This is a genomic window from Enterobacter cloacae complex sp. P18RS, assembly GCF_014982105.1.
Classification (GTDB): Bacteria; Pseudomonadota; Gammaproteobacteria; order Enterobacterales; family Enterobacteriaceae; genus Enterobacter; species Enterobacter hormaechei_C.
In genome coordinates this window covers 137,076-149,256 of the sequence record NZ_JADCKV010000016.1, presented here as the reverse complement: position 1 = coordinate 149,256, position 12,181 = coordinate 137,076, and the positions used below count along the sequence as shown (strand labels likewise).

The window sequence follows — 12,181 nt, the reverse complement described above, 5'->3', positions numbered from 1 at the left end:
GGAAAGTTCACGAAGTAATAAAAAAATAACTGCAAAGGAATAATCAAAATGCAAAGAAAAGTACTGGCACTGATGATCCCCGCTTTGTTAATGGCTGGCGCCGCTCACGCAGCTGAAATTTATAATAAAGACGGCAATAAACTGGATCTGTATGGCAAAGTAGATGGTCTGCATTATTTCTCTGACGACGCGTCTAAAGATGGCGATCAAACCTATATGCGACTGGGCTTCAAAGGTGAAACCCAAATCAACGACATGATGACCGGCTTCGCACAATGGGAATACAACATTCAGGCAAACAACACCGAAGGTTCTGACAATCAGTCCTGGACGCGTCTGGCCTTCGCGGGTGTGAAGGTGGGCGATTACGGCTCCTTCGATTACGGCCGTAACTATGGCGTCCTGTACGACGTTGAAGGCTGGACCGATATGCTGCCAGAATTTGGTGGCGACTCTTATACTTATGCCGATAACTTTATGACCGGTCGTGCAAACGGCGTGGCGACCTACCGTAACACCGACTTCTTTGGTCTGGTGCAGGGTCTGAACTTCGCGGTGCAGTATCAGGGTAATAATGAAGGTAATAACTGCGACGAGAATTTCTGCTCTACCAATGAAGGGACCAACAACGGTCGTGATACACGTCATGAAAATGGTGACGGTTACGGTATATCCGCAACCTACGATTTCGGCATGGGCTTCAGCGCAGGTGCGGCATATACTTCATCTGACCGTACCAACGATCAGGTAAATTACACTACTGCGGGCGGCGATACTGCGGATGCATGGACCGCAGGTCTGAAATACGATGCCAACAACATTTATCTGGCGGCAATGTATTCCGAAACCCGCAATATGACGCCGTACGGCGACAATGCAGATGCGGTGGCAAACAAAACCCAGAACTTCGAAGTCACCGCACAATATCAGTTCGATTTCGGTCTGCGTCCGGCTATTTCCTATTTACAGTCCAAAGGTAAAGACCTGGGCAATGGCCAGGACGATAAAGATCTGGTGAAATACGCTGACGTCGGTGCTACCTACTATTTCAACAAAAACATGTCCACCTATGTTGATTATAAAATCAACCTGCTGGATGAAGATGATTCGTTCTACAAAAACAATGGCATCGGTACGGATGACATCGTAGCGTTAGGTCTGGTTTACCAGTTCTAATCCCGTTAGCCCGCAGCGACCTGCGGGCTAATTTTTATCGCTGTTTCGCCTGTTCTTTGCGGAAAGAGAGATAGCCAAATACTCCGCTGTCGCCATCCATAGGGTGATTAACTCCATCCATTACCACCACTTCCGGGAAGTCGAATGGCGTGACATTTTCCAGACAGGCAACATTCACACCATATTCATTGGGATTGGAACGTCGTTGGTGGAACGTGTAAATACCGCAGATCGAACAGAAGAAATGGCGCGCCGTGCCGGTGTTGAAACGGTACTCTGTGAGCGTGTCCGCGCCCTGCGTCACCTTAATGCCCGTCAAAGGCGCTGAAACCACAACCGCCCCACGCATCCTGCAAAACGAGCAGCTACATCGACGTGCGGTATTCAGGCCGTCCGTCAGCTCAACCGTAAATTTCACCGCCCCACAATGACACTGTGCATGACGAATATCAGCCATCGTTATACTCCTTTTCTCACTAACTCAGCCGCTTTTAAAAAGACCTCATCTTCGACACCATCCCCCTTCTGCCTGCCGAGCCTTACCAGCTCAGCGACAATACTTTCACGGTTGATGATCTTCTGGGATGAAACCAGCCCGATAACGGCGGCACCAATCGCCAGCCCAACTAATCCTGTCTGCTCGTCTTTATTTTTCATAGAAGCGCTCCCTTGTCCCCCTCAAAAGCGTAGCAGGAGAAATGTAAAACGCGCTGGTACGCGGGAATGAGATCCGTGCTTTATCTCAGCTGTTCGCCAGGCAAAACAGGAGGGGTTCTGAGCGGTTATCAGACAACGTTGATGAGGACAACATGAATAGCGGTGCGCGTAGAGAGGCCGAATGGGTGTTAAAACCGCCTTCGAAAAGGCGGCAGGTCATTACTCTGGATCTTTATCGCCTGATTCAGGCGCTGAGCCAGGATCATCTTTCGGTTTTTTTCCATCCTTGTCCGGGTTATCCGGGCTGGGATTATAATCAGGATGGTCACCATTAACGGGACGGTCAGTCATTTTCACCTCCGTTTTTACTGCGTAAGCTGTAAGTGTAGACAACCCTTCAGTCTTAACCAAACTTCTCCTGTGGAGCTCATTTGTAAATCGTGCTGGCATTCGGCGCTGCAATCCGTACCATACACGACACACTTTCGCATGCTGGTTTTTACCGGTAGCCGCAAACCCGTCTTTTATCGCTAACCAGATGGGGCACGTACATGCGCAGATGGTGTATGAAATCTATGCTACATGGATAGAAGAGATGAACACGAAGCTGACGCTTTGAAATCGTTTTCCTCACCCTGTGCCCCATTTGAGATCTGAGTAACGAATAGATGCAACAAAATCAAGAAATTAACAAGAAAGAACAGTACAACCTGAATAAACTGCAAAAGCGACTGCGCCGTAACGTGGGCGAAGCCATTGCAGACTTCAACATGATTGAAGAAGGCGATCGCATCATGGTCTGCCTGTCGGGCGGTAAAGACAGCTACACCATGCTGGAGATCCTGCGCAATCTACAGCAAAGCGCACCGGTGAACTTTTCCCTGGTCGCGGTTAACCTCGATCAGAAACAGCCGGGCTTCCCGGAGCATATCCTGCCGGAGTACCTTGAGAACCTGGGCGTTGAGTACAAAATCGTAGAAGAGAATACCTACGGCATTGTTAAAGAGAAGATCCCAGAGGGCAAAACGACCTGCTCGCTCTGCTCACGTTTGCGTCGCGGCATTCTTTACCGCACCGCAACCGAACTGGGCGCCACCAAGATTGCGCTTGGTCATCACCGGGACGACATTCTGCAAACGCTGTTTCTGAATATGTTCTATGGCGGCAAAATGAAGGGAATGCCACCGAAGCTGATGAGCGACGACGGCAAACACATCGTGATCCGCCCACTCGCCTACTGCCGCGAGAAAGACATTGAGCGTTTCTCCCAGGCCAAAGCCTTCCCTATCATTCCGTGCAATCTGTGCGGCTCACAGCCGAACCTGCAACGTCAGGTCATTGGCGACATGCTGCGTGACTGGGATAAACGCTATCCGGGCCGCATCGAAACCATGTTCAGCGCCATGCAGAACGTGGTGCCTTCGCACCTGGCCGACGTTGAACTGTTCGATTTCAAAGGGATTAACCACGGTTCAGAGGTGGTGAATGGCGGGGATCTGGCGTTTGACCGCGAAGAGATCCCGATGCAGCCTGCTGGCTGGCAGCCAGAGGAAGAGGATGCGCAATTCGATGAACTGCGCCTGAACGTGGTAGAAGTCAAGTAACCTGGCAGCGTCTCAGATATCGTTTCTGAGACGCGTTTTAAGCTTATTTGAGCAGTCGAACGCGGCAGGTCTTCCCTTTAATCTTCCCGCCCTGCAACTGCTTCCAGGCCTTATGCGCAACCGACTGGCGAACCGCTACGTAGACATGCGCAGGATGGACCGTGATCTTGCCAATATCTGCCCCGTCGAGACCGATATCCCCAGTTAACGCCCCCAGAACGTCACCGGGACGCATTTTGGCCTTTTTACCGCCGTCGATGCACAAGGTGGCCATTTCCGCCGCCAGCGGAGCGATGCTGATATTACCAGGGGTATTCACCCAGTTGAGTTTCAGTTGCAGCATTTCCGCAAGAATATTGGCGCGCTGCGCCTCTTCAGGTGCGCAGAAGCTGATGGCGAGACCACTGTTACCTGCACGCGCGGTACGCCCGATGCGGTGGACATGCACTTCCGGATCCCATGCCAGTTCGAAATTCACCACCAGCTCAAGCGATTTAATATCCAGGCCACGGGCCGCCACATCCGTTGCAACCAGCACGCGTGCGCTGCCGTTAGCGAAACGCACCAGAGTCTGATCGCGATCGCGCTGTTCCAGATCGCCATGCAGCGATAATGCGCTCTGTCCGGCATCATTCAGGGCATCGCACACCGCCTGACAATCTTTTTTGGTATTACAGAACACCACGCAGGACGCTGGCTGGTGTTGGCTCAGCAATTTTTGTAGCAGTGGAATTTTGCCGTGCTGCGATGTCTCGAAGAACTGCTGCTCAATCGCTGGTAACGCATCGACAGTATCGATTTCAATGGTCAGCGGGTTCTTCTGCACGCGCCCGCTGATCGCTGCAATCGCCTCGGGCCAGGTGGCAGAAAAGAGCAGCGTCTGACGCGTGGCTGGCGCAAAGCGGATCACTTCGTCAATCGCATCGCTGAAGCCCATATCCAGCATGCGGTCAGCTTCATCCATCACCAGCGTTTGCAGTGTATCGAGTGAAACGGTGCCTTTTTGCAGGTGATCGAGCAGACGGCCCGGCGTAGCCACAATGATATGCGGCGCGTGCTGAAGGGAATCGCGCTGCGCACCGAACGGTTGCCCCCCGCAGAGCGTTAAAATTTTAGTGTTAGGCAAAAAACGCGCCAGACGACGCAGCTCGCCCGCGACCTGGTCGGCCAGCTCGCGCGTCGGGCAGAGTATCAGGGACTGGGTCTGAAACAAGGTTGCATCAATGTGTTGTAACAGGCCTAGCCCGAATGCAGCCGTTTTTCCACTGCCGGTTTTCGCCTGCACGCGCACGTCACGGCCTTCAAGGATAGCCGGCAGCGCGGCGGCCTGGACAGGGGTCATAGTGAGGTAGCCCAACTCATTCAGGTTAGTCAGTTGGGCTTCAGGCAGAACGTTCAGCGTGGAAAAAGCGGTCACAATATACTCTCGTGGTAATGATTGCAGTCAGATGGCGCGTATCCTCGCAGATCTGCGCTAACGATGCGACAATTTAATCGGTTCTTCATCGGGCGGCGGATCCGGCATCGGCTGCGGACGTGGGACAGGATCGGGTATCGGCGTCGGATCGGTGGGCACCGGATCGGACTGCCAGGTGTTGAGGCGTTGCAGGGCAAGTAGCATACTCATCTTTTCCTCCAGATTAGGGTGCTTACTCCTAAAGGGTAGACGCAGATAAACAGGAGGCAAAAAAAAGCCGACTATGAAGTCGGCGTCGTACGAATCAATTGTGCTATGCAGTAATTCAAAAAAAGGAAGTAAGACAATATGGAGCGCAACGCCCATCGCTTGACGTTGCATTCACCTGCGGGAGTAATATTGCACCTAACATGGTCGGAGTTTATTGACTTCGCTCAATTAAAATGTCGTTTTGAAGCCGACTCTGCCTCAGAAAAGCGTAAATTTACAGCCATTTACTACGATGCAACCACCATGCAACACCCCCAATCAAAACCACTAACATGACGCAAAACGTGGTGAAGCCATAGTGATATTCACCGCCGGGGATCCCTCCGAGGTTTACGCCAAACAACCCCGTCAGGAAGGTACTCGGTAAAAAGACCATCGCCATCAGCGACATGGTGTACGTTCTCCTGGCTAACGACTCCTGCATCACCTGGGCTATCTCATCCGCCATGACTGCCGTTCTGGCAATACATGAGTCAATCTCGTCCAGTCCACGTCCGAGCCGGTCAGCGATATCCTGCATTCTGCGGCGCTGATCATCGTTCATCCAGCTCATGCGTTCGCTGGCCAGCCGCGCATAAACGTCGCGCTGAGGGGTCATATAGCGGCGCATCACGATGAGCTGCTTACGCAGCAGCGCCAGAAAACCACGTGGGGGGATTTGCTGATCGAGCAGGTTATCTTCCAGATCGATGATTTTATCGTGAAGTTCTTCTATAAACTCGCTGGCATGATCGGTCAGCGCATCACACACATCCACCAGCCAGCTGCCGCAATCCGTAGGCCCCGTGCCCTCTTTCAGATCGTTAATGACGTCATCCAGCGCCAGCACTTTTCTCTGGCGGGTGGAAACAATCAGCCGTTCATCCATATAAACACGCATTGCCACCAGCTGATCCGGACGCTCATCCGTACTGCCGTTTATACAACGCAGCGTAATTAACGTCCCCTCACCCATGCGGCTGACGCGGGGTCTGAGACTTTCTCCCGCCAGCGCATCCCGAACGTTGTTGGGCAGTAGCGGCGTGGACGCGAGCCACTCGGCGCTGTCCGGGTGCGTGTAGTTGAGGTGCAGCCAGCATGGATGTTCGCTGTCGATGTGATCCTGATCTTCAAGCGGCCTTGCGCCGCCTTGTCCATCAAACACCCATGCAAAAACTGCGTCAGGTACGTTAACCTCAGACCCTTTAATGCTCTCCACAGCGCCTCCACCGTTTTATCTCTTTCGGTGTCAGTCTAGCTTGCGCCGAGGGTTAAGCAATAATTATGTGAGGCATCGTCCTGAATACGTTCAGGAATTCACCGCCCATTCGCGGCTTCTTAACGCATTGTCAGTCTGGAACTCATTTTCCAGACGGAAATTACGTGTTCGTGTCTGGAGCTCAATCACCTGATTGCGCAGCACATCTGACGATCCATTGAGTTCCTCAACCATCGACACGTTGCTCTGCGTTACGCGTTCAAGCTCTGACAATGCCTGCGTAATTTGTGAAATACCTTTTTCCTGTTCTGATGTTGAGGCGGATATTTCATCCATCAGTCTGCTCACATTGCCCGAACCGGTAACAATGTCATGCATGTTTTTTTCGGCTTCAGAGACCACGTTAACGCCCTGCGTCACGTTATGGCTGGTAACTTCAATCAGTGACTTAATATTTTTTGCCGCTTCGGCGCTACGATGCGCCAGGCTTCTCACCTCACCCGCGACCACAGAAAACCCTTTACCATGGTCGCCCGCTCTTGCCGCTTCAACGGCGGCGTTAAGCGCCAGAATATTGGTCTGAAAAGCGATACCGTCAATCAGCGAGATAATCTCTGTCATTTGCTGGGCGCAGTCGGTAATCGACTGCATATTGTTCGCGACCTGCCCCATTAATTCTCCGCCTTTACGCGCCTGTAACGTCGCGATATTCGCCTGCTCGCTGGCTAAACGGGTATTGTCGGCATTATTTTTTGTACTTGCAGCCATCTCTTCCATGCTTGCTGCCGTTTGCACCAGCGAAGCTGACTGCTGTTCTGTTTTGACGGAAAGCTGCGCGCTGCGTGAAGAGAGTTGATCTGACAGGGTCATCGCGGTTTGCGAGGAGGCGCGGATCTCACGGACCAGCGTTGCAATGTTGCTGGAGAGACTGTTAATCCCCGGGATCAGTCGTCCCGCACAGTTGTTGCCAAATTCAGGTATCGACACGCCAAGTTTGCCTGACGTCACTTCTTCAATACTTTTTTTCACCGTATTGATCGGCGTCACAAGATATTTGGTCATGTACGCCCAGAGTAAAAATAAGGCGATGAATTGTACAATTATGACTGCAATAAAAAGCGAAGAATTCCGTGAAAATAGCGCTATAACTCCATCACTTACCAAAAATACACATAAAAGGAAATAGACAATGAACGTTCTGACACTAATATTTCTTAGCATACGTTTTCCTGGGGCATTATATTTTGGTTGGCATTAAGGGTTATAGCATTGCCATACAAATTTGTCCTCACGTTCGTCGCTGGTTTGTTGTTTTGCAGTTTGATTTTCGCAGTTTTACTTAAGGCGGACAAAAAGCATGTTTTACGCTAAATGTCTGGCTTGTCGTTTGGTTGCTGATACCCCTTCAAAAATGGCAATTATATATTTAAGGAGGGGTACTGTAGGGCGCCGTTGTTTAGTGGTGCTTAATAAGTTAACGTAGTTAATACGCGCCCCTCCCGTTAGAGTGGCTTACGTTCAGGCCAGATAGTCGATAGTCTGGAAAAAACAGTCCTCATTCATGAGAATATTCTCTTTTGCACTTTGATGCCCGCGACGAATATACCAGCCTGTATCAGGCGCCATGCTTAAATGGAATATCCTCGCCCCCGACAGACTATCGGGGACATTAATACTCATCGTCACACACCCCTTCTCCGGCCCCCTGATCACCTGTTCTGGCATAATGGTGACGCTGCGATCCCCATTTTGCAAAATGATCGTCGTAATAGCATAACGACATATACCGCTACTGAGGCTGTAGCCAACCGTACTTAAATCGGTGATATGTTTTTTAGATAAAATTATTTCAATACCAGAACCTTCAAACCATGTAATGATTTGCTGCGCAAGATCCTCCATCCGCTCACAAAACGTCCTGACTTCGGCCTCAGCCGTATTAACATAGATCGGTTTGTCCCCAATACTTTGCTGCACTTTCTTAAAAAAACGCTCTCTTGCTGACATGTCAACTCCGTGTTTTTCGCCAGTCTCATTATTCTTTTTGGTGCTTCAGCAGGGCATAGTTGGCAATCAACTGCTGAAGATGCTGTTCGGTCTGGTTTAGCTGCGCTGCTGACACGGGTTGCCCGGCAGGTAAAATGGAAAGCAGACGAAGCTGCTCCTCAAGCGGAACGGTATGGCGAATAAATGACTACGCGTTTTTCGATAAACGGGAGGAAGAATCTCTCTGAAGATATTCATCATGACAATGAGTGATGGGCTGATATGAAGGGAATATTCGGAAATAACCAGGCTGTAAAACAATCAACCCTGAGAGCGGGCGCTTATGCGGTTAATGGATGTTAACCATAATCACGTAGCGCCCTGAGCTCTTTTTAGTGCTTTTCAATATACATTGTACGGCTGTACGCAACATCCTCTGGGTTATTTATCGGATAACCTTTAACCCATGGCTTGATGAGACGGCCATTGGTGTACTGATAAATAGGGGCAATCGGTGCTTTCTCGGTGAGGATCTTCTCGGCCATGTTGTAGTCGGCATTACGCGCTTTTTCAGTAGTTTCGAGCGTCGCCTGATGAATAATCTTATCGTAAGCAGGATCGTTGAATCGTGAGATATTCCCGCTGTGGGAGGAGGTCAGCAGCGACAGGAATGTCGACGGCTCGTTGTAGTCCCCTACCCACGATGCACGGATGACGTCAAAATTCCCGGTATTGCGGCTGTCGATGTAGGTTTTCCACTCCTGATTCTGCAACTTAACGTCAACACCCAGATTTTTCTTCCACATGGATGCAACGGCAATCGCAATTTTCTGATGGTTTTCAGACGTGTTGTACAGCAGCGTTAATTTAAGCGGGCGCTGAGGGCCATAGCCTGCCGCCTGCAACAACGTTTTCGCCTGCGCATTCAGCTCCTGCTGAGACATCTGCTCAAATGGTGAGGTTTCCGGCGTAAAACCCGCAGTGACATCGGGAGTAAAATGCCAGGCCGGTTTCTCGCCGGTCCCCAGGACTTTTTCCGCCATAATACGTCTGTCGATAGTCATGCTGAGCGCGAGACGTACGCGGGCATCCGCGGTTGGGCCTTTTTGCGTGTTAAACGCGTAGTAATAGGTCCCAAGCTGTGGCGGTGTATATACCTGTCCCGGAATATCTTTAAGCAGCTTCTGGTACATGTTTTTCGGAAACGATTCTGTAATATCGATATCGCCCGCCAGATAGCGTTTGGTCGCTGAGGACTCCTGGTTGATGGGCACAAAGGTGACTTTTTTAAGCACCGTCCTGGCGTTATCCCAGTAATGAGAGTTCGGCTCAACCACCAGTTTTTCATTCACCACGCGATCTTTCAGCACATAAGCACCGTTGCCAATGAGCGCGCCAGGGCGCGTCCATTCCTTACCGCTCTCCACATTGGCCTTTTGAACAGGATAAAACGCGAAGTTAGCCGTCAGATTACTGAACCAGGGTAGCGGTTTGTCCAGCTGCACGCGCAGCGTTTTAGCATCCACCGCCATCACGCCGAGCGTATCCGGAGCAGCTTTGCCGTCGATGATGGACTGGGCATTGTTAATGCCCGCCAGCGCCGCAAACCAGGCGAAAGGTGACGTTGTTTTAGGATCAACCAGACGACGCCAGCTATAGACAAAATCTTGTGCCGTCACCGGAGTACCGTCGGACCACTTAGCGTTATCCCGCAGCGTGAATGTCCAGACGCGGTTATCATTGCTCTGCCAGCGCGTCGCCACGCCGGGAACTAACTCCCCTTTTTCGTTCTGATTCACCAGCCCTTCATAGAGGTCGCGGATCACCTGTATCTCGGGCAATCCCACCGCTTTTGCCGGATCGAGCGAAGCGGGCTCATCTTTGATATGTCGAACCAGCTCCTGCTTTTGCGCCAGAACCGTTCCTTCGGGAACCTCCGCGGCATATGAAAGTGAAGAAAGCCCGCACAGCCACAGCGCAGTACAAAGAAGCGAAACAGGATGCTTCATACGATCCCCTTAATGATGTCAGGTAACAGGCAGATGCGTAATTATTTGTTTCGAAACGGAGAAATGCAAATGCTTCCTCCGGAAAGTTGATGTCAGGCAATTTTCCACACACACGGAAACTATTTGATTAAGCGCGGCTTTTGCACAACACTGCCAGAAGTGACTTTATCATCAGGGTTTACTATGGCAACTACCCGACCAAGAACGGAACGCGGCGCCTTCCCGCCCGGGACTGAACATTATGGACGCTCGTTTTTAGGCGCGCCGCTGATCTGGTTTCCGGCACCCGAGGCCGATCGCAATAGCGGCTTAATCATTGCGGGCACGCATGGCGATGAAAACTCGTCTGTCGTGACGCTCTCGTGCGCGCTACGTACGCTGGCCCCCGATTTACGACGTCATCATGTGATTTTGACCGTCAACCCGGACGGTTGTCAGCTTGGATTACGGGCGAATGCACGCGGCGTTGACCTGAACAGGAACTTCCCGGCGGCAAACTGGCGCGCCGGTGAAACGGTGTATCGCTGGAACAGTTCGGCGCAGGAGCGAGATGTTGTCCTGCTCACGGGAGACAAACCCGGTTCCGAACCGGAGACTCAGGCATTGTGCCAGCTTATTCATAAGATCCACCCGGCCTGGGTTGTCTCTTTCCACGATCCCCTCGCCTGTATTGAAGATCCTCGTAATACGGCGCTCGGGCAGTGGCTGGCGGATGCGTTTGCTCTACCTATGGTGAGCAGCGTTGGCTATGAAACACCCGGGTCGTTTGGCAGCTGGTGCGCGGACCTTAGCCTTCACTGTATCACCGCAGAGTTTCCGCCAATCTCCTCGGATGAAGCGAGCGAAAAATACCTGCGGGCGATGACAGATCTCCTGCGCTGGCAGCCTCAAAGATGAAGTACACCGGAGGTAAAATTCAGGGCGGGTGATACGTCAACCGCCAGCCAGGTTGGGCCGTCAAGATCGGCAAAACGCACGCTGTTCACCAGCGGGAGCGCAGCGCCGATCGCTCTTGACGTGCACAACATGCAGCCCAGCATCAGAGCAAAGCCTTGCGCCTGCGCATCTTGTGCCAGTGCCAGGGCTTCGGTTAATCCACCTGTTTTATCAAGCTTAATGTTCACCATCTCGTAGCGTCCCTCGAGAGCTGACAGGCTCTCACGGGTATGACAGCTTTCATCTGCACAGACGGGAAGCGGATGAATAAAATTCGCCAGGGCGGCATCGTCTTCTGCCGGGAGGGGTTGCTCCAGCATGGCAACGCCCAGATCGGCAAGCAGCTGACAACGGGCTGCCAGCCCTTCGCTATGCCATGATTCGTTCGCATCGACGATAAGAGTGGCATCAGGCACCGCCGCACGAATGGCGACCATGCGTTCGCTAATCAGACGATCGTCGAGCTTCACCTTTAATAATGTTGCACCGGTGGCATACAACGCCTGAGCGCTGGCGGCCATTTGCTCTGGTTCACCGATGACCACCGTTTGCGCGGTGACGATCGATTGCGGCAGCGTAACGTCCAGCAGCGCAGGCAGCGGTTTTTGTTGTTTCGCCGCTTCCAGACTCCAGAGTGCGCAGTCAATCGCGTTGCGTGCCGCGCCGGCCGGCAACCGAAGCTGAAGAGCCTCGCGCGTCAGACCCGCCTGCAACTCGGGCACCACCGTCATAATTTGCGCCATGACTGACGCCAGGCTTTCTCCGTAGCGAGGATAAGGGGTACATTCCCCGACGCCTTTTACGCCGTCCTCTTCACATTCAACCACGACCACACAGGCCTCATTACGGCTGCCGCGCGAGATCACAAACGGGGTGTGCAATGGCCAGGCTTCTTCATAGACCTTAACGCTTCTCATCACTAACTCCT

At 52.0% G+C, this 12,181-nt stretch carries 13 protein-coding genes and 2 pseudogenes; 4 read left to right on the top strand and 11 right to left on the bottom strand.

Going from position 1 to position 12,181, the window contains the following annotated elements; translation table 11 throughout:
• The first annotated feature begins 48 nt into the window (after window positions 1-48).
• Window positions 49-1,176 carry a porin OmpC gene (gene ompC / locus INF61_RS12870; RefSeq protein ID WP_017382260.1) on the top strand — a complete coding sequence of 376 codons (1,128 nt, stop codon included), beginning with the start codon at window positions 49-51 and terminating at the stop codon, window positions 1,174-1,176.
• A 34-nt stretch (window positions 1,177-1,210) separates the two neighbouring features.
• On the opposite strand, the gene INF61_RS12865 is transcribed toward ompC, so the two are convergent.
• From INF61_RS12865 to INF61_RS23030, 3 genes are all read right to left on the bottom strand, one after another.
• Window positions 1,211-1,633: a GFA family protein gene (locus INF61_RS12865; protein WP_032648425.1), complete on the bottom strand. Its 423-nt coding sequence runs from the start codon at window positions 1,631-1,633 to the stop codon at window positions 1,211-1,213.
• Window positions 1,634-1,635: 2 nt separating this feature from the next.
• Window positions 1,636-1,833 (bottom strand): hypothetical protein, encoded by a 198-nt coding sequence (locus INF61_RS12860; protein ID WP_000790642.1) that lies wholly within the window; start codon window positions 1,831-1,833, stop codon window positions 1,636-1,638.
• Window positions 1,834-2,052: 219 nt separating this feature from the next.
• Window positions 2,053-2,184 carry a hypothetical protein gene (locus tag INF61_RS23030; RefSeq protein WP_017693355.1) on the bottom strand — a complete coding sequence of 44 codons (132 nt, stop codon included), beginning with the start codon at window positions 2,182-2,184 and terminating at the stop codon, window positions 2,053-2,055.
• A 70-nt stretch (window positions 2,185-2,254) separates the two neighbouring features.
• Here INF61_RS23030 and INF61_RS12855 point away from each other — a divergent pair.
• Together INF61_RS12855 and ttcA are read left to right on the top strand one after the other, a co-directional pair.
• A pseudogene (locus tag INF61_RS12855) lies at window positions 2,255-2,452 on the top strand (tyrosine-type recombinase/integrase); the annotation flags it as partial.
• A gap of 49 nt (window positions 2,453-2,501) precedes the next feature.
• A complete protein-coding gene (ttcA, locus tag INF61_RS12850) occupies window positions 2,502-3,437 on the top strand; it encodes a tRNA 2-thiocytidine(32) synthetase TtcA (RefSeq protein ID WP_001186974.1) in 936 nt (311 codons plus the stop codon).
• Between the two features lie 43 nt (window positions 3,438-3,480).
• On the opposite strand, the gene dbpA is transcribed toward ttcA, so the two are convergent.
• The 7 genes and pseudogenes from dbpA to INF61_RS12815 form a co-directional block, all read right to left on the bottom strand.
• The gene (gene dbpA, locus INF61_RS12845; RefSeq protein WP_058686350.1) at window positions 3,481-4,854 is read right to left on the bottom strand and encodes an ATP-dependent RNA helicase DbpA; all 1,374 of its coding nucleotides are present in this window, start codon (window positions 4,852-4,854) and stop codon (window positions 3,481-3,483) included.
• A 57-nt stretch (window positions 4,855-4,911) separates the two neighbouring features.
• Window positions 4,912-5,058: a hypothetical protein gene (locus INF61_RS12840; RefSeq protein ID WP_275427718.1), complete on the bottom strand. Its 147-nt coding sequence runs from the start codon at window positions 5,056-5,058 to the stop codon at window positions 4,912-4,914.
• Between the two features lie 280 nt (window positions 5,059-5,338).
• The gene (gene zntB / locus INF61_RS12835) at window positions 5,339-6,322 is read right to left on the bottom strand and encodes a zinc transporter ZntB (protein ID WP_017382256.1); all 984 of its coding nucleotides are present in this window, start codon (window positions 6,320-6,322) and stop codon (window positions 5,339-5,341) included.
• Between the two features lie 90 nt (window positions 6,323-6,412).
• Entirely contained in the window at window positions 6,413-7,543 is a 1,131-nt protein-coding gene (locus INF61_RS12830) for a methyl-accepting chemotaxis protein (RefSeq protein ID WP_080276444.1), read from the bottom strand.
• Between the two features lie 297 nt (window positions 7,544-7,840).
• Window positions 7,841-8,329 (bottom strand): hypothetical protein, encoded by a 489-nt coding sequence (locus INF61_RS12825; RefSeq protein ID WP_047733282.1) that lies wholly within the window; start codon window positions 8,327-8,329, stop codon window positions 7,841-7,843.
• A 28-nt stretch (window positions 8,330-8,357) separates the two neighbouring features.
• Window positions 8,358-8,498 (bottom strand): annotated as a pseudogene (locus INF61_RS12820) (VasL domain-containing protein); the annotation flags it as partial.
• A 202-nt stretch (window positions 8,499-8,700) separates the two neighbouring features.
• Complete coding sequence (locus INF61_RS12815) at window positions 8,701-10,317, bottom strand: ABC transporter substrate-binding protein (RefSeq protein ID WP_063138314.1); 1,617 nt, start codon at window positions 10,315-10,317, stop codon at window positions 8,701-8,703.
• A gap of 183 nt (window positions 10,318-10,500) precedes the next feature.
• Between INF61_RS12815 and mpaA the strand changes: the two genes are divergently transcribed.
• The gene (gene mpaA, locus INF61_RS12810) at window positions 10,501-11,214 is read left to right on the top strand and encodes a murein tripeptide amidase MpaA (RefSeq protein WP_033486875.1); all 714 of its coding nucleotides are present in this window, start codon (window positions 10,501-10,503) and stop codon (window positions 11,212-11,214) included.
• On the opposite strand, the gene ycjG is transcribed toward mpaA, so the two are convergent.
• On the bottom strand, window positions 11,205-12,170 hold the full coding sequence (gene ycjG, locus INF61_RS12805; RefSeq protein ID WP_032619607.1) for an L-Ala-D/L-Glu epimerase: 966 nt from the start codon (window positions 12,168-12,170) through the stop codon (window positions 11,205-11,207). The two genes, mpaA and ycjG, sit on opposite strands and share 10 nt — an antisense overlap.
• Window positions 12,171-12,181 lie beyond the last annotated feature (11 nt).

Excerpts from the sequence above, each read along its gene's own strand:
- ompC (WP_017382260.1), top strand. The coding sequence starts at position 49 with ATGCAAAGAAAAGTACTGGCACTGATGATCCCCGCTTTGTTAATGGCT.
- INF61_RS12865 (WP_032648425.1), bottom strand. The coding sequence starts at position 1,633 with ATGGCTGATATTCGTCATGCACAGTGTCATTGTGGGGCGGTGAAATTT.
- INF61_RS12860 (WP_000790642.1), bottom strand. The coding sequence starts at position 1,833 with ATGAAAAATAAAGACGAGCAGACAGGATTAGTTGGGCTGGCGATTGGT.
- INF61_RS23030 (WP_017693355.1), bottom strand. The coding sequence starts at position 2,184 with ATGACTGACCGTCCCGTTAATGGTGACCATCCTGATTATAATCCCAGC.
- ttcA (WP_001186974.1), top strand. The coding sequence starts at position 2,502 with ATGCAACAAAATCAAGAAATTAACAAGAAAGAACAGTACAACCTGAAT.
- INF61_RS12840 (WP_275427718.1), bottom strand. The coding sequence starts at position 5,058 with ATGCTACTTGCCCTGCAACGCCTCAACACCTGGCAGTCCGATCCGGTG.
- INF61_RS12830 (WP_080276444.1), bottom strand. The coding sequence starts at position 7,543 with ATGCTAAGAAATATTAGTGTCAGAACGTTCATTGTCTATTTCCTTTTA.
- INF61_RS12825 (WP_047733282.1), bottom strand. The coding sequence starts at position 8,329 with ATGTCAGCAAGAGAGCGTTTTTTTAAGAAAGTGCAGCAAAGTATTGGG.
- INF61_RS12815 (WP_063138314.1), bottom strand. The coding sequence starts at position 10,317 with ATGAAGCATCCTGTTTCGCTTCTTTGTACTGCGCTGTGGCTGTGCGGG.
- mpaA (WP_033486875.1), top strand. The coding sequence starts at position 10,501 with ATGGCAACTACCCGACCAAGAACGGAACGCGGCGCCTTCCCGCCCGGG.
- ycjG (WP_032619607.1), bottom strand. The coding sequence starts at position 12,170 with ATGAGAAGCGTTAAGGTCTATGAAGAAGCCTGGCCATTGCACACCCCG.